12 protein-coding genes are annotated in these 17,145 nt (G+C 45.6%); 5 read left to right on the forward strand and 7 right to left on the reverse strand.

The window, feature by feature from the left end:
• Positions 1-66: 66 nt before the first annotated feature.
• The 4 genes from H7968_RS01930 (at position 67) to H7968_RS01945 (ending at position 7,095) form a co-directional block, all read left to right on the forward strand.
• Positions 67-1,719 carry a PTS transporter subunit IIBC gene (locus H7968_RS01930; protein WP_227394562.1) on the forward strand — a complete coding sequence of 551 codons (1,653 nt, stop codon included), beginning with the start codon at positions 67-69 and terminating at the stop codon, positions 1,717-1,719.
• Between the two features lie 4 nt (positions 1,720-1,723).
• A complete protein-coding gene (locus H7968_RS01935) occupies positions 1,724-2,512 on the forward strand; it encodes an endonuclease/exonuclease/phosphatase family protein (RefSeq protein WP_227394563.1) in 789 nt (262 codons plus the stop codon).
• 494 nt (positions 2,513-3,006) lie between these two features.
• Entirely contained in the window at positions 3,007-4,023 is a 1,017-nt protein-coding gene (locus H7968_RS01940) for a LacI family DNA-binding transcriptional regulator (protein ID WP_227394564.1), read from the forward strand.
• Positions 4,024-4,134: 111 nt separating this feature from the next.
• Complete coding sequence (locus H7968_RS01945) at positions 4,135-7,095, forward strand: carbohydrate binding domain-containing protein (protein ID WP_227394565.1); 2,961 nt, start codon at positions 4,135-4,137, stop codon at positions 7,093-7,095.
• A gap of 311 nt (positions 7,096-7,406) precedes the next feature.
• Here the strand turns inward: H7968_RS01945 and H7968_RS01950 are convergent, their stop codons facing one another.
• From H7968_RS01950 to ybaK, 4 genes are all read right to left on the reverse strand, one after another.
• A complete protein-coding gene (locus tag H7968_RS01950) occupies positions 7,407-8,558 on the reverse strand; it encodes an acyl-CoA dehydrogenase family protein (protein ID WP_227394566.1) in 1,152 nt (383 codons plus the stop codon).
• A gap of 81 nt (positions 8,559-8,639) precedes the next feature.
• Positions 8,640-9,275 carry a YczE/YyaS/YitT family protein gene (locus H7968_RS01955; RefSeq protein WP_227394567.1) on the reverse strand — a complete coding sequence of 212 codons (636 nt, stop codon included), beginning with the start codon at positions 9,273-9,275 and terminating at the stop codon, positions 8,640-8,642.
• Between the two features lie 152 nt (positions 9,276-9,427).
• Complete coding sequence (locus tag H7968_RS01960) at positions 9,428-9,772, reverse strand: general stress protein (RefSeq protein WP_134376432.1); 345 nt, start codon at positions 9,770-9,772, stop codon at positions 9,428-9,430.
• Positions 9,773-9,847: 75 nt separating this feature from the next.
• Positions 9,848-10,321 (reverse strand): Cys-tRNA(Pro) deacylase, encoded by a 474-nt coding sequence (gene ybaK / locus H7968_RS01965; protein ID WP_227394568.1) that lies wholly within the window; start codon positions 10,319-10,321, stop codon positions 9,848-9,850.
• A gap of 126 nt (positions 10,322-10,447) precedes the next feature.
• Between ybaK and H7968_RS01970 the strand changes: the two genes are divergently transcribed.
• A complete protein-coding gene (locus H7968_RS01970; protein WP_227394569.1) occupies positions 10,448-11,824 on the forward strand; it encodes an MFS transporter in 1,377 nt (458 codons plus the stop codon).
• A gap of 456 nt (positions 11,825-12,280) precedes the next feature.
• On the opposite strand, the gene H7968_RS01975 is transcribed toward H7968_RS01970, so the two are convergent.
• The 3 genes from H7968_RS01975 to H7968_RS01985 form a co-directional block, all read right to left on the reverse strand.
• Positions 12,281-14,443 carry a DNA topoisomerase III gene (locus H7968_RS01975; protein WP_227394570.1) on the reverse strand — a complete coding sequence of 721 codons (2,163 nt, stop codon included), beginning with the start codon at positions 14,441-14,443 and terminating at the stop codon, positions 12,281-12,283.
• Between the two features lie 142 nt (positions 14,444-14,585).
• The gene (locus tag H7968_RS01980; protein WP_227394571.1) at positions 14,586-16,421 is read right to left on the reverse strand and encodes a cation:proton antiporter; all 1,836 of its coding nucleotides are present in this window, start codon (positions 16,419-16,421) and stop codon (positions 14,586-14,588) included.
• Between the two features lie 72 nt (positions 16,422-16,493).
• Positions 16,494-17,144 (reverse strand): Rossmann-fold NAD(P)-binding domain-containing protein, encoded by a 651-nt coding sequence (locus tag H7968_RS01985; protein WP_227394572.1) that lies wholly within the window; start codon positions 17,142-17,144, stop codon positions 16,494-16,496.
• Position 17,145: the final 1 nt, after the last annotated feature.

A 17,145-nucleotide genomic window follows, 5' to 3' on the forward strand; every position in this document is an offset into this window, starting at 1 on the left:
ATGAAAAGTAAAGATTAGTGCAAACGCTTGCACTTGCTTATAGACGTTACATTTAGGAGGAACATCATGAAGAAGATCTTCGGTTCATTTGATTTCTGGCAGAAGTTCGGTAAAGCACTGCTCGTTGTTGTTGCAGTTATGCCGGCTGCCGGGATTATGATTTCATTAGGTAAATTGCTGGCAATGCTGACTGGGGACATTATGTTTATGCAAACGGTTGCGCGTGTCATGGAAGACATCGGCTGGGCGATTATTACGAATTTACATATCCTATTTGCTGTGGCGATTGGTGGTTCGTGGGCTAAGGATCGAGCTGGCGGTGCCTTTGCAGCATTAATTGCATTTGTTTTAATTAACCGCATTACAGGAGCGATCTTTGGTGTTAGTGGAGATATGCTGGCTGATCCGGAAGCAACGGTTACCTCCCTTTTAGGTGCAGAATTAGTCGTTGCAGATTACTTTATTTCCGTGCTTGGCGCACCAGCTCTGAATATGGGTGTCTTCGTTGGAATCATCTCCGGTTTCCTTGGAGCAGCCCTGTACAACAAGTATTACAATTACAGCAAGCTGCCACAGGCGCTGTCTTTCTTTAACGGAAAACGATTTGTTCCGTTTGTCGTGATCGGCGGTTCCGTCATCGTAGCGATTGTCATGTCTCTTGTATGGCCATTTATTCAGGGACTGTTAAATGATTTTGGACAGTGGATTGCGAACTCCCGTAACTCCGCTCCAATTATTGCCCCATTCATTTTCGGTACACTTGAACGGCTGCTTTTACCGTTTGGCCTTCACCATATGCTGACGGTGCCAATCAACTATACAGAACTCGGTGGAACATATGTGATCCAGACGGGTGCCAGTGCAGGAAGCATGGTTTCCGGACAAGATCCATTATGGCTTGCCTGGGTAACAGACCTTTATAACATGCTTCAACAGGGCAATACAGCAGGCTATAATCAGCTGACTGAAGAAGTTGTACCTGCCCGCTTTAAAGTAGGTCAGTTCATTGCTTCATCTGCTGCCCTGATCGGGATGGCACTTGCGATGTATCTGAATGTCGATAAAGATAAGCGTAAAAAATACAAGTCCATGTTCTTATCTGCCGGTCTTGCTGTATTCCTGACTGGTGTAACAGAGCCGATTGAATTTATGTTTATGTTCGCTGCACCACTTCTTTATGTTGTGTATGCGATTTTGACAGGGGTCTCATTCGCCCTTGCTGACGTGCTGGACCTTCGTATCCACGCATTCGGTTTCATTGAGTTTTTAACAAGAACACCACTGATTATTAATGCAGGACTCGTTGGTGACCTGATTAACCTTGTTATCGTTGGTATAGTGATGTTCGGTGTGAACTTCGGTGCCGCTTACTTCCTGATCAAACGCTTCAACTTCCCTACTCCAGGACGTGCAGGAAATTATATTGAAGAAGGTACTGACGAGAAAACGCCTGCTAAATCAGGCGCTAAAAAAGACGAAGATTCACAGGCTGTAGCCATTATCGGACTGCTTGGCGGAGAAGAAAACATTGAAGATGTTGATGCATGTATGACAAGACTTCGCGTAACGGTAAAACAAATCGATCTTGTAGCGGATGAAAAAACATGGAAGCAGAACGGCGCATTGGGCCTTGTTGTCCGTGACCGCGGCGTCCAGGCAATCTACGGACCAAAAGCTGACGTGTTAAAATCTGATATTCAGGATCAACTGGGAGCCTGATCACATGAAATTACTCACGTTAAACTGTCACTCCTGGCAGGAGGAACAGCAGCTTGAAAAGCTTGATATACTGGCTCAAACGATTGCAGAACGCGATTACGACATCATCGCGCTGCAGGAAGTCAGCCAGCTGACTGATGCAGAGCCGGATGGCCCCTTTAAAAAAGGCCATTTCGGGCTGGAGCTGCTGAAAAGATTGAAGGCTGCCGGCAGAAACAATGATCAGATGCACTGGGCATTTTGCCATTATGGCTACGACATTTATGAGGAAGGTGTGGCGATTCTGACCCGCCTTCCGATTGTGGAAACAGACAGCTTTTTCATTTCCCAGTCTCTGGATCCGGACCATTGGAAAACGCGTGCCGTTCCGAAAGTAACTGTGCAATACGGAGAGAAATTGATTGATGTCTTTTCCTGTCACCTTGGCTGGTGGGGCGATGAAGAAGAGCCTTATGAACACCAGGTCCGTCAGCTGATGGCTCAGAAACATCCTGACCGCCTGTCATTTTTTATGGGGGATTTCAATAATCACGCAGGCTTGTCAAGCGAAGGTTATGATTTACTTCAGGAAAACGGACTAGTTGATACGTATCTACTGGCCGATGAAAAAGACAGCGGCGTCACTGTATTTGGTACGATTGCCGGCTGGGAAGGCAATGATCAGCCGCTGCGGATTGATTATATTTTTGCTTCTGAAGCACTTAAAGTTCGCTCATCACGCGTGATTTTTAACGGGGATCACTACCCTGTTGTATCAGATCACTTTGGTGTGGAAGTGGATATTGAGATGTAAAGATGACCGGGACTCTGATGGGTTCCGGTTTTTTAGATGTATATGCGTGCAGGGCTGAGAGGTCGTTCGGGATGTGCTGGCAGGCTATATGTCACTGAACTCACGAATTCCCGCGGAAGCTCACGAACTTGCCCTGGAACCTCACAAACTTCGCGGCTAACCTTACGAACTTGCAGCCGGAACTCACAAACTCCTCAAAGAAACTGACGAACCGGTTCCACACACACGCACTGCCAGACTTAACATCGTGACTCATAAAATGCCTCTTCAACATAGGTCAAATTACACGAAACTCACGAATTCCCGCGGAAGCTCACGAACTTACCACGGAACCTCACGAACTTCGCGGCTAACCTCACGAACTTGCAGCCGGAACTCACAAACTCCTCAGAGAAACTGACGAACCGGTTCCACACACACCACCTCCCCATGCACATCCCACATTCTTCCGTTATAATCAGACTTAACAAGCATTTGAACACAGGAGGATCTTCATGGACACTTTTGATATCGCGAGACTCGCTGGCGTATCCCGGAAAACGGTACAGCGCGTTTTAAATAACTCCGCGCAGGTTAAGGCTGAAACACGTGAGCGGATTTTAGCCATTATGAATGAACATAATTACCACCCAAACGTTTCTGCCCGCCGTTTAACAAAACAGAAAACCCACACCCTTGGGCTTTTTATCATACAGGATCCGGCTAAGCATAATATTTATGCAGATGACCAGTTTTACAGCGTGGTGATCGGGAGCATGATCAGTGCTTCTACTGAAAAGGGATATAACGTGCTCGTCACAACTGCTGATGTTCACGATCCGGCACCGGTTTTAAAGCTTTACCGGGAAAAAAGCATTGATGCGGGTATGATCATCAGCTGGTCGAACGTTCAGAATACCGTGGACGCCATTACGGCAGCAGGATTTCTGGTCGGCGTCTTTGATCAGAATAACCTCACCCATCTGACAGACGACGTACCTGTTCCTCTTTTGTTAAATGAGGAAGCTGCCTATTCTGCGACCCGTTATCTGATTGAATCAGGGCACCATGCTCTCGGGATGATTACGGGAGAATCTGAAAATAGGGCTTCTCAGGAACGCCTTAGCGGATTTCAGAAAGCGATGAAGGAATCGGAACTTTCCGGAGAGCAGATTTATCACGGATATTTTATTGAACAATCCGGTTATGAAGCCATTCGTGAATGGGTGAAAACAGATTCCCTTCCCTCAGCGATTGTGTGCTCCAATGATCTGATTGCGATCGGTGCTTTGAAAGCTCTGCACGAACATCACATTCAGGTTCCGCAGGACGTTTCGCTGATTGGATTTGATAATATCAGACTGACAGAATACACCAGCCCGGCACTGACGACGATGCATATCCCAAGAATTGAAATGGCTACTTATCTCGTTCACACATTAATTGACATGATTGAAGAATCAGCCACTGCCCCTTCACAATCCTTTCATGCTGTTCTGACAGAACGTCAGTCGTGTGCGTCCCGTTCATAATTTTTAAAATAAAGCATTCATTATTGTAAAAAAATGTTGTCAAACATAGTGAATGCTTTTATAGTTATATACAAATGTCTCACGTAGGACAAAATTGAAGGAGGGAATACAATGTTAAAAAAGACAGGCGTCTGTCTGCTTGCCATGTCACTCGCAGTACCTGGCGTTGCAGGCACCGGTAATGCCCAAAAAGACTCATCTTTTCAACTGAAGAATGCTGTACTGAGCAACCAGGTCATTGAAGGAGATCTTGTCATTACACCTGCCGCCGGAAAAAACATCACACTTAAAAATGTTACGGTGAAAGGGTCAACGTACATAAAAGGAAAGGCTCCTGAAAGCCTGACGATCACAGACTCTTCTCTGCAAAAGCTTTCCTTTAACAACTCACCACACGATACAGAAGTTACGGTGTCCGGAGATACATTCATCTCGCTGACAGAGCTTGAATCCGGCGCTTCGTTAACAGAAACAGAACTGACAAACGAAGGCTTTGAAGCGATCACCCTTTTAAACGGAACAAACGCTGAACTGAGCGGAGAATTTACAGACGTAACAGTGAAAGGTAAAAATAAAGGCCTTTCCAAAAAGGTAAATGATTTAGAAATTAACGGTATTGCCGACCGCTTATTTTTGAATGCGCTTACAGATGTTGAACTTCCTCTGGATAGCCTTGTCAAAGAACTTACAGTATCATCTTTAGGCGGCAAATCAAACATCTCCGGTGAAGGTTTGATTCAAGAAGCGAACCTTGAAAAGGCGATTTCGTTTAACGGGACGGCTACTGACAACCCGGATGATTTCATCACACCTTGGTCTCTCGTTTGGCACGATGAATTCAACAGCACTGAAATCGACCGTTCTAAATGGGATTTTGAGATCGGAAACGGCTTTACAGATGCCAACGGCGAATTCATTTCAGGCTGGGGCAATAATGAAAAGCAATACTATACAGACCGTCCTGAAAATGCAAAAACAGAGGATGGAAAGCTTTCTATTACAGCTCTTAAAGAGGAATATGAAGGATTCGATTATACGTCCGCACGTTTAAGAACGAAGGGTCTTTTCTCCAAAACGTACGGTAAATTCGAAATGAAAGCTTCTCTGCCAGTTGGTCAGGGAATGTGGCCTGCTTTCTGGATGCTGCCTGAAGAGGATCGCTACGGCGGCTGGGCTGCATCAGGTGAGATTGATATTTTAGAAGCAAAAGGAAGCCGTCCGCACGAAGCGATCGGAACAATTCATTACGGTGAAACATGGCCAAACAATAAGTATACAGGGGCAGAATATACCTTCCCTGATGGCTCAACGATTGCTGATGAGCACATTTATTCTGTTGAGTGGGAGCCTGGCGAAATCCGCTGGTATGTAGATGGTGTCCTTTATCAGACACAGGATAACTGGTACAGCAAAGAGCGAAATGCATCTGCTAATCACGCATACCCTGCTCCATTCGACCAGCCGTTCCATATGCTGTTGAACCTTGCTGTGGGCGGAAACTTTGACGGAGAACCAACAGAGGATACGGTATTCCCGCAGTCCATGGACGTTGAATATGTACGTGTTTATGATCTGACAGGGCGGGATTACAAAACGCCTGAACTGCCTGTTGTAGAAGCAGAGCCACTTCCTGAGGATGCAAAACTTCCTTTAGAGGACGGCAACCTTGTTTACAACAGTGAATTTAATCAGGATTCACCTGATGTTGCAGGTATTAATGGTGTTGCTAATACGGATCACTGGTACTTCCTGACGGTACCTGATTTCGGCGGACAGGCATCTGTTTCACTTGAAGACCTTAATGGTCAAACATTCGCCCGAACAGACATTCAAAATGGCGGAAGTCAGCCTTATTCCGTGCAATTAATTCAGGATGTAACGATTGGTAAAGGCCGCTATTACAAAGTAAGCTTTGATGCAAAATCAACACAATCCCGCAATATCAACGTGAAGGTCAGCGGCGATGCAGACCGGGATTATGCGACTTACTCAAGCAGCGAATCATTCGCGCTGTCAAGTGACCTTCAGACATATGAAATGACGTTCCAGATGACAGAGGAAACGGATGTTGCTGCACGTCTTGAATTTAACCTTGGTCTTTCTACACTTCCTGTCTGGATCGGCAATGTAAGAGTCGAGGAAACAGAAGCACCGGATTTAGATGAAGATGCTTCAAAGGATCCATTAAACAATGGAAATCTCGTTTACAACGGAACATTTGATCAGGGCTTCCCTGACCGTCTGCTGTTCTGGAATATCGAAAAGACGGATGAAAATGCCGTTGTACAGGTTGATGCAGACCGTCGTGTATTTACATCACAGTCCGGTCAGGATCAGGAACCAAATGCGGTTCAGCTGACTCAAAAAGGGATTCAGCTTGAGAGCGAAGGTGACTACGAGCTGACGTTTGATCTGAAATCTGACGAATCAAACGAAGTGCTAGTTGAGTTTTTAAGTGAGGAAGGTTCAGAAGTATATCATTCTGAGACGCTATCTGTTACTGACGACTGGTCTACACAGACATCGGCTTTCACGATGTCCGGCCTTGATGATCTAAATGCTCAGCTTGTGCTGTCTGTCGGTGGCGGACTCATTGAAGCCGACAATGTATTTTTAAAGAAAAAAGGAAGTCCGGTTGACCTTGTTCCAATCAAAAATGGGGAATTTGAGTCAAGTCTTGAAAGCTGGAACTCCTACATTCACTTTGACGCTCAGGCAGCGATTACTCAAGCTGATGGAAAAGCATCAATCAGCATTCCACAGCAGGGCCAGGAAGCATGGAGCGTACAATTTTTCCAGGACGGGCTTACTTTAGAGCCTGGTAAAACCTACACCTTAAGCTTTGATGCAGCCTCTACTTTAGCCAGAAACATCGAAGTGACAGTAGAAAACGCAGCTTATACACGCTACCTGTCAGAAATCGTTTCCATTGCAGAAGGCGAGCAGGCTTATGAGTTTACCTTTACCGTGCCTGAAAAAGGACCACTCAGCCTGAAGTTCCTACTCGGCGCGACAGAAGGTGCTTCTTTTGACGCGCATACACTGACGCTTGATAATGTGGTGTTGAAGTAACGGGATATATTGTTTTGGAATGATGTTGTTGGGGTCGGTTAGCTGAAGAGAACTACCTTTCAACAATTTAACGGAAGGTAAGAACAATTTCTGACGGGGATTCGACAGCTTTCAAGCGTCTAACGACAGAAGTTGACTTACTAACGACAATATCAGCCTCTTAAGTAAGTCTATCGACAGAAATTGTGATGCTAACGACAGAAGTTGGCCTGCTATTAACATCAGAACCTGTTCTATCGACATTATTAAATGATTGTAAAATAATTGATAAAATAGAAAAACCTGATCCGGTCGGATCAGGTTTTTCTAGTTCACGATTCCTCCACAAGCCGCTTCCCAAAAGTCGCTTTCACCATATCCTCCATCGGCGGATTGTGCAGCCCCATACGGACATCGCGATAGTAACGCTGCATCGGATTGGAGGCTGACATACTCTGTGGCCCAACTATTCTCATTGCTTTCTCCACAATGTCTACCGCTGCATTGGTCACCGTGACTTTTGCAGACTGAAGCAGTGCCCGCACGTCTTCTTTGTCTGAAGCTTCTTCATAAGCACTTGCTGTATGATAAAGCACCTGTCTGGCACTCATTAGCTTTATTTGCAGATCGCCAAGCTTTTCCTGAACGGTCGGCAGACTTCCGACTGGTTTTCCTAAAGAAGCCGGCTCATAGTCAGAGACAAAATGCGAAGCTTCTTCCAGTGCAGCTCCTGCAATCCCGATGTAACATGCCGGAATATGAAGGAGCCAGCCTGGAGGCAGCGGTTTTTGACTATCTGATTTTCCATCTTTCAGCATGGCTTCAGCTGGAATACGCACATTCTCAAGTACAAGATCATGACTCGCAGTACCATGCATCCCAATGCTGTCCCACGTTTGACGAATAGAAACACCCTCAACATTTGATGGAACAATAAAAGTGGCCACTTCTTCCGTTCCCTCAATCACTGCGGTAATAAAGAAATAATCGATCATTGGTGCAAGGGATGTGTATGATTTCTCCCCTGTAATGCGCCAGCCATCCTGACCCTGAAAAGCTGTCGTCTTCGGAAGCGCCCCCCTCATCGGACTGCCGGCTCCTTTTTCAGTCGCCGCTGTATTGATCAGCGCCCCATCTTTGATTTTAGGTAAGATAAAATCAGATGCTTCTTTTTTCCAGTGACGCTTTTCACTATATTCAAGCAGGGCCCCAGTGTGCCAGCCCATTGAAAGTGCGGTGGCACCACTGCCCTTTGCGATCGCTTCCTGACCGAGCACGTAATCATACAAGCCTTTTCCCTGCCCGCCAAACTCTTCAGGCAGCGTCAGAATCGAGTATCCCATTTTGATCAGGTCTTTCATATTTTCCTCAGGATAGGCACCCTGCTGATCAAGTTGAGGTTCTCTTTCTCTAAATGCTTTAGTTAATGACTGCAGCTCAGCAAGCAGTTTTTTTTGATCTTCTGTTTTGGCAAAATCGTACACAAAACCACTCCTGCCCTGTGTTGGTTATTTTAGTTTACAGGATCCGGCCTTTATAACCAACCAATCTGCCCGGAAAAGAGGCTATGATGCATGAACCGCTTTCGAGCCTCTTTCAATCAGCTTATTCAGAAGAATGGTGCTTTGTGGCAGCGAAACATTTACGATCGTCCCCGTAAATAAGGCGATGATCACCGTTCCAATCCCTACAGGTCCTCCAAGGAACCAACCGCCAGCCAGCACGATCAGTTCGATCCCGCGTCTCACGGTGGAAATCTTCCAGCCTGTTTTTTCATGAATAATCATCATAACGGTATCCCGCGGACCTGCACCAAGGTTTGCCGACACATAAATTCCCACTCCATATCCCATTACCACAACGCCAAGCAATAATAAGAGAACGGCGCCTGCGAATGTTTCGGGATTTGGAAGCAGCCAGTTAAAAATATCAATAAAAACACCAACAAGCAGCATATTTAAAATCGCGCCGATTTTCGGCCACTGCTTCAACACCATGGCGGTTCCAGCGATAATCAGTGCACCTACAATAATGGCCCATGTCCCGATCGTCAGACCCAGCTGGTAAAACAGCCCGACATGCAGGACATCCCACGGCGCTATACCAAGCACCTGTGCCTTAATGGATAATGTAGCACCCAGCGCCAAAATCACCAGTCCAACCAGAAAGAAACTCCAGCGAAAAATAAGACTTCTCAACACTCTCTTCCTTCTTTCTCTCATTCTTTATTGCTTTACTGTAACATACTTAAAGAGAGATAGCGGTAAAGGTTGTTTGAAATTTAGAGCCTTTTCATGTAAAAGCGGGTCAGCCTTTGAATAGGCTGACCCGCTTTTACTGGTTTATTCTTCTGTTAAATGACAAATCCGGCTGGTGCGTCCTTCACTACGACGAACACTTTGCCTTCATCGAGTTTTTCTTCCATTGTTTCTGCTTCCGCTTCTGTGAACCCAAGCTCCTGAAACTGAGAGCGAAGCTTATCCCCATCTTTTCGGAATACATTTTTAGCTGCTGTACCAAAGCCTGTTTCTGCAGCGCCTACTGTGTTGGCATCTGCATTATCAGCGATCCGGTTTGTTCGGTCATCATCATGTGTAATGACATAAATCGTATCTTCGTTTACACCTTTTGCTTTAATGGAGCTAACTGCGTTTACTACCTCTTCATCATTTGTAAACTCTTTGTAAAATAAACTCATTTGTTATCTCCTCCTAAATAGGTCTACAGAGGAAATATTACCCTTCTCTATAAAAGCTAAACTTGCAGAAACATATTATACGAGGTCCGCGATCTCACCGCCAGTGACCTGACAAAGGTCGGCGGGTTTTATTTCAATTTGTTTACCGATTTGTCCGGCACTGACAATCACGGTATCTCTCGTTCTTGCGGATTCATGCAAAAAAGTAGGGAACTTCTTTTTCATCCCGATTGGAGAACAGCCGCCTTTTATGTAACCCGTCAGTGGCTGAAGTGTTTTCATCGGGATCATCTCAACCTTCTTTTCTTTAGCTGCCGCAGCCGCTTTTTTGAGATTTAATTCCTGGTCAACGGGAATAACAAAGACGTAGTGCTGTTTTGATGTCCCCTGTGTCACCAGCGTTTTATACACTTCCTCACGGCTGCGTCCGATTTTTTCGGCAGCTGAAATGCCATCGGTTAATCCGTCCTTTGTATCGTATTCAAATGTCTGATAAGAAATATCTGCTGCATCAAGCAGGCGCATTGCATTCGTTTTCCCTTTTGCCATGACAATTGCCCTCCTATTCTGATTATTTTTATTTTACATGATAACGCTTTAAGTGTTTTACATTCCTGCCTCACGGGACTATGATTAGTTTGGAGATCGAAATAAATATAGATTTGAGGCGATAATATGACTCCGGTAGAAGTTCCTGATAGTCAGAAAAAAAAGCTGACTTTTTTAATATGTTTAATTTTATCCTTTACGGTTATGAACGGCACGATGTTTAACGTGGCTGTTCCTGATATATCGGCAGACTTTGATCTGTCACCGTCCCAGGTCAGCTGGGTACTGACAGGATATATTCTGGTATTTGCAATCGGTTCATTAATGTATGGAAAATTGGCTGATCTGTTTGCGATCCGGACGCTCTTTACAGTCGGCATTGCGCTTTTTGCATTCGGTTCACTGCTCGGATTTCTCTCTCCGAACTACACAACCCTCATTATCGCACGTATATTCCAGGCGATGGGCGGCGCAAGTATCCCGGCACTTTCCTTTATTATTCCGGCGAGGTTCATGCCCTCAAGCCGTGGAAAGGTTTTTGGCTATGTTGCCTCAACCGTTGCATTCGCTTCCGGAATCGGACCGATTTTAGGCGGTTTTATTGGCGGCGTTCTGGATTGGCGATTCCTGTTCATTCTGTCGATGATGTCTGCCTTATCGATTCCTCTTTTCAGAAAATGGCTTCCTGAAGAGGAACGCAGACCGGGCAGCGTAGACATCCCGGGTGCATTTTTGATTGCTGTGACGGTAGCCAGTCTGCTGATGTTTATCACGTCCCTGACAACGTGGATTCTCGCCATTACTGTTGTGGCCGGCGGTTTATTTGTCTGGTGGACGATGAAAGCAAAAAATCCGTTTATTCAGCCATCTATTCTAAAAAACAAGCGTTACACCATCACGGTATTCACCAGCTTTTTCGGGACGTCCTGCCTGTTCGGACTGATTTTTATCATTCCGATCATGCTGCGTGATCTCAATGCGATCTCGACGATTGGCATTGGTCTCGTATTGTTTCCCGGTGCCATTATTTCAGGGATTTTAGGTCAGTATGGCGGACGCGTCATTGATCAGCGCGGCGGCGTACCCGTTGTGATCACTGCCTTGCTGTTGATTGCCTCTGGGTGTTTCCTGATTTCAACGTTCGCAGGGAATGCTGCCTGGATCATCTCGATCTGCATGCTTGTCGCTTACCTTGGCTTCCCTCTTGTGCAAAGCTCGACGGCGGATATTCTGTCATCTGTTTTGACACCTGAGCAAAATGGTGTTGGGATTGGGTTGTTTAATCTGCTGAACTTTATGGGCGGGGCCTTTTCGAGTGCGATTTTCGGTGCTGTTCTGGAGATTGAGGGTGTGACACTTCAGCTGAATCCATTATCAGGTGAAGGAACGAATTTGATTTACAGTAATGTGTTTATTACGCTGACTGTGTTGGCGGCTGGTGCTGTGACGTTTTTTGCGATTTATTATAAGAAAGCGTCGGCGGAGTTTGATGCTGCTAATTGATTGTTTGTTGATAAATTAAAAAACCGTGCCGGGACATTCCTTTCCCGGCAGCATGTACCTGATATAAATTATTTTATTTGATGAGCCGGTGAGCTCCGCTCCAGTCGGACGCTTTCCGCGGCCGGACGGTGAACCTCCAAGCCGCTACGCGTCTTCGGAGTTTCACCTGTCCTTCTCTGCCGCAGGAGTCGCCGCCTTCCGCTCCACTCACCTGGTTTGTCATTTCAATCGGGATCGAGGCGTAGTGAAAATGGATAGTCCATTTGTCACAATCCCATGAAACTTGCACAATATCCTGCGAACCAATCATGATATTCTGCGAACAACCAAGCATATTCTTCCAAACTGACCTCATATTCTTTGAACCTCACCTGAAATTCTGCGAACCTCACCCATCCTCCACCCCACGCAGCTTCCCAGTAAAAAAGACTGCCCGCTGGCAGTCTTTTTTCAACATTACAATTTAAGGTTTTTCAATGCATCAGCGAGTGCTGAGTTGATTGGTTCTTCTTCTTTGTTTTGCTTTTTCATGTAGTTTGCAACGTCGCGTTTTCCGGCTTTGTTTTGGGTGTTTTGTTTGCGGCGTTTATGGAAGGCGTCCATTTTTTCGCGGTAGCCGCAGACGCAGCTAAAGGTTTGTGCTTCTCCTTCTCCTCGCAGGTCCATTTTCTTTTTACAGTTCGGGCAGCGGGCGTTGGTTTTCTTTGCGACGTTTTTACGGTGTCCGCATTCACGGTCCTGGCAGACGAGCATTTTACCTTTTTTCCCGTTGACCTCAAGCATGAGTTTGCCGCAGTCCGGACAGTGGGTTCCTGTCATGTTGTCGTGCTTATATTGCGCTTTGCTGTTTTTAATCGAGCGCACAACATCCTTGGAAAACTGAGTCATTTCTTTCATGAATTCCTGCTGCTTAAGCTTGCCATCTGCAATGGCTGAAAGCTTCTGCTCCCATTGTGCAGTCAGGGCTGGTGAACGGAGCTCATCCGGCACAAGATCCAGCAGCTGACGGCCTTTTGACGTCAGGAAAATATCGTTGCCACGCTTTTCAATTAAAAAGCTGTTGAAGAGCTTTTCAATAATGTCTGCGCGAGTTGCTACAGTTCCGAGGCCGCCTGTTTCACCAAGTGTCTGGACGAGTTCCTTTTTTTCACCGGACATGAAAGCTTTTGGATTTTCCATTGCTGAAAGCAGGGTTGCCTCGTTAAAGCGGGCAGGCGGCTGGGTTTCGCCCGTTGTTTTCGCTAGATTCTGCACCGTCCATTTACTACCTTTTTCGACTGGTGGAAGTGCTCCTGCAACCCCTTCTTCCTCACGTTGATCCAATTCCTTAAAACCGAGGGAGATTGGGATATTGCCTTTTGCAATAAAGGTTTCGCCTGCGATATCTGCTGTAATGACTGTCTGCTCGTATTCATACGCAGGCATCAGGACGGATAAAAAGCGCTCTGCAATCAGGTCATAGATTTTCCATTCCTTATCGTTCAGCTTTTCAGGGCGCAATGTTTCTTCAGTTGGGATGATCGCATGGTGATCTGACACCTTTGCATCGTTAATGAAACGGCTGTTTGCCTTGATCGGCTTCCGCAACAGCTTCACTACGTGTTGGGCGTATGGATTTACTTTCATTCCTTTTAAACGGTCAGCAAGTGTTTCTGTCAGATCCGATGATAAATAGCGCGAATCAGTACGTGGATACGTCACGAGCTTGTGCTGTTCATACAGCTTTTGCAGCGTTGACAGCGTTTCTTTTGCTGAGAATCCATAGCGTTTGTGCGCATCACGCTGCAGCTCTGTCAAATCATATAAAGGTTTTGCATACATTTTTTTCGGTGTTTTCTTTACGTCCTTAATCAGGGCTGCGCTGTCTTTCAGCTTCGCTAAAAGAGCATCCACTTTATGTTCGTCGAAGGTGGATGATTGTCCCTTCTCATCTGCCCATTTCAGCTGAAAACCATCAAGCCGTGCCTGTAATCCGTAATACGTCTTCGGTTTAAATTGGCGGATTTCTTCTTCTCTCATAGCAATCATTGCGATTGTTGGTGTTTGCACACGGCCGGATGACAGCTGTGCATTAAATTTCGTTGTGAGCGCGCGGGTTGCATTAATCCCAACGATCCAGTCCGCTTCTGCGCGGGCAACGGCAGACGCATATAATGATTCGTATTGTTTTCCATCCTTCAGGTTTTTAAAGCCTTCACGGATCGCTTTATCTGTTACAGATGATATCCAGAGACGCTTCACCGGCTTGTTCACCCTTGCTTTTTCAATAATCCATCGTGCAACAAGCTCCCCTTCGCGCCCGGCATCCGTTGCAATGACGATCTGACCAACGTCTCCTCGGGTTAACTGGCTTTTAACGGCCTGAAATTGCTTGCCTGTCTTTTTAATCACGACGAGCTTCATTGGATCCGGTAAAATTGGCAGGTCTTCCAGTTTCCACGATTGATACTGATCTCCGTAGTTCTCGGGATCAGCGTGTGTCACTAAATGACCGAGCGCCCATGTGACGATATATTGATCACCTTCGAGATAGCCGTTGCCTTTTTTGTGACAATTCAGCACGCGTGCAATATCACGGCCAACGGAAGGTTTTTCTGCTAACACCACTGTTTTTTTCATGTTTTTCAGTCCTTTTTCCGTTCATCCTGTTAGTGAGTATAACATAGATTGGCCGCAGGTATTTAACAACTCTGTCCCCGTTCGAATGCACCTCATAAAAACGCCCCCTGTTCTCTAAAATAGAGGTTCAGGGGGCTGTTATTTATTTTTCACCATTCAGCTTTTGTTTTACCTTTTCAACATCTTTAGACGCGGAGCTTAAGCGGATGAGTGTGTCCCCAGCATTGATGGCAACATCCCAATCCTTTACAAACGGTTCAAAATGACCTGATTTATTTAAGACACCGATCAGTAAATCATCCTCACTGATGTCTTCTTTATATTTTTCGTACGTATACTGTTCTGTAATCTGTGTCTTTCTGAATACATGTCCACTTTCAACACGGCGATTAAGCTCCTGCAGAGTTGCTTCCTCTCTGAACAGGATTCGGCCGCCCACTGTGTATTTGAGACCTGCGAGATCTGCATCATGGTTCTGTTCCATCGAAACCTGAAACAGGTGCTTACGACCAATTGATGGTGTGAACGTTGAGCAGACAAGAGCATTGTAAGAGTCCAGTTGTGTCGCTGCAATAATGGACTCGTATGGCGTCATATCCAGGCTGTATTCTGTCTGCTCTGACAAAATTTCACCGTGGAATGTCGGAACACCTCTTTGTCTGGCTGCTGACAGATTACGCCAGGTGGAATCCACGAGCATCACCGGTACTTTCATTTCGTGCAATGCTTCTGCTAATCCCCTTGTAAAAGCATTTCCACCGACCACGATGACGCCAGGGCCATCGTCATTAGACAACTTAAGCTTTCTTGCAACAAACCCAATCGAAAAGCCGTGTGCGCATACTGTTGCAAATACGAGCGCAAACGTCAGGGCCGTTAAAATCTCTGCATCCTCAAACCCCGTTTCCAATAAGACAGAAGCAAAGTAGCCTGATACAGTCAAGGCAACAATTCCCCTAGGGGCAATCCAGCCAACGAGCAGCCGCTCCTGAATAGATAAATCGGTCCCTATTGTTGAGAGCCAGATCGAGAGCGGTCGCACGACAAAGAGCATTAACAGCACGTACCCGATAATCGCCGGGTTAAAAATCTCCAGCAGCGTTTCCACCTGCAAAGAGGCTGTCAGCATAATAAAGATTGTCGAAATTAATAGGACAGAAATATTTTCTTTGAAATGACGCATATCTCCGATGGAGGAAATATGCATATTCGCCATTGTCATACCCATTGCTGTAACAGAAAGCAGCCCCGTTTCATGCATGACTTCATCTGCTACAGAGAAACAGAGTAACACAACTGCGAAAAGGACAGGTGATTTAAGAAACTCGGGTATATACCCTTTTTCAAACATCGTTCCCATCCCTTTACCGAGTCCCCATCCAAGAACAGTGGCAAAGGCTGCTGCACCAAAGAAGAGAAGCAGATTGATCAGTGTAAAGGACTCTTCAATGAAGTATTGAATGATTTGAAAGGCAAAAAGGGCAACCAGAACACCAAACGGATCAACGATAATTCCTTCCCATTTCAGTATTTTAGCTGGCCTCGGTTTGAGCTTTGCCTGTCTTAATAAAGGAAGGATAACAGTAGGACCTGTTACAATGAAAAGTCCGCCAATAACAAAAGCGACCGGCAAAGATAAGCCTGCTATGTAATGCGCGGTCAGCGATCCTAGAATCCAGGCGATCAGTGCCCCGAACGTGACGATTCTGAAAACCGGTTTTCCAAGATCCTTTATTTCACGAAAATCCAGCTGCAGGCTTCCTTCAAAAAGGATTATTGCAACGGCCATTGAAATAATCGGTCCATATAAATCTCCAAATTCCTGCTCAGGGTTAATGAACCCGAGAACCGGTCCAACAATAATTCCTGCTACCGACATAACAACGATGGCCGGGAGACGAATTCTCCATGACAACCATTGAGAAAGGATTCCCAAAAAGATCACGAGCATGGCTGTAAACAATAATGAATTAAACAATCCGTGACACCTTCTTTCAACACGTTGATTTTCTGACTACACTTTACCAGTTATTTTGATTCAAAAGAAGGATTAAGTCTTATTTTCACCACGCTTTGTATTTTCGATAGCGCCTGACTTATAGATTTTAAATACTGGATATTCTCCATTTAATGCTTTTTCAGCCATAGCCAGTGCTACCTGCGAAGCTCTTATTCCTTTATAGGATTTCAACGGTCCCTGCATAGCCCAGCCTGCGAAGCCCGATAACCTGGCTGAAGGTACTTCTGATGTTTGATACTCTTCCGGATCTGTTAACAGAATAGACGGTCTGAAGATGTGTAAAGAAGGCAAATTGAGCTGTTTCAATTGTTCCTCCATGATCCCGTGCATACGGCCGGACTTGAACATTGAATAAGGATTGGCTCCCATTGAAGATAGAACAATGAACTGCTGGATATTGCTTTTTTTAGATGCCACCGCAGCCCGCAAAGGATCATAATCTCCATTTTTCCAGTCACTCGACTGCACACAGAAAAATACATCCTCTACCAATCCGATATGGTTCGCCTCCAGGTATCTGAAATCAATCAAACGCTTACTTAATTTTGGATGTTCAACAAGGATTCGTTGTTGTAATAGAACAATGACCTCTACATATTCCTCCCGGGAGCAAAGTTCCTTCACCAGTTCCCTGCCCACAGCAGTTTCAGCGCCGATTATGACAGCTGTTCGCTTTCTCATG

The organism is Jeotgalibacillus aurantiacus (assembly GCF_020595125.1).
GTDB classification, from domain to species: Bacteria; Bacillota; Bacilli; order Bacillales; family Jeotgalibacillaceae; genus Jeotgalibacillus; species Jeotgalibacillus aurantiacus.

What these genes read in the sequence shown, in the direction of transcription:
- H7968_RS01985 (WP_227394572.1), bottom strand. Translation starts at nt 17,144, where the DNA reads ATGAGAAAGCGAACAGCTGTCATAATCGGCGCTGAAACTGCTGTGGGC.
- H7968_RS01935 (WP_227394563.1), top strand. Translation starts at nt 1,724, where the DNA reads ATGAAATTACTCACGTTAAACTGTCACTCCTGGCAGGAGGAACAGCAG.
- H7968_RS01960 (WP_134376432.1), bottom strand. Translation starts at nt 9,772, where the DNA reads ATGAGTTTATTTTACAAAGAGTTTACAAATGATGAAGAGGTAGTAAAC.
- H7968_RS01940 (WP_227394564.1), top strand. Translation starts at nt 3,007, where the DNA reads ATGGACACTTTTGATATCGCGAGACTCGCTGGCGTATCCCGGAAAACG.
- H7968_RS01945 (WP_227394565.1), top strand. Translation starts at nt 4,135, where the DNA reads ATGTTAAAAAAGACAGGCGTCTGTCTGCTTGCCATGTCACTCGCAGTA.
- H7968_RS01930 (WP_227394562.1), top strand. Translation starts at nt 67, where the DNA reads ATGAAGAAGATCTTCGGTTCATTTGATTTCTGGCAGAAGTTCGGTAAA.
- H7968_RS01970 (WP_227394569.1), top strand. Translation starts at nt 10,448, where the DNA reads ATGACTCCGGTAGAAGTTCCTGATAGTCAGAAAAAAAAGCTGACTTTT.
- H7968_RS01975 (WP_227394570.1), bottom strand. Translation starts at nt 14,443, where the DNA reads ATGAAAAAAACAGTGGTGTTAGCAGAAAAACCTTCCGTTGGCCGTGAT.
- ybaK (WP_227394568.1), bottom strand. Translation starts at nt 10,321, where the DNA reads ATGGCAAAAGGGAAAACGAATGCAATGCGCCTGCTTGATGCAGCAGAT.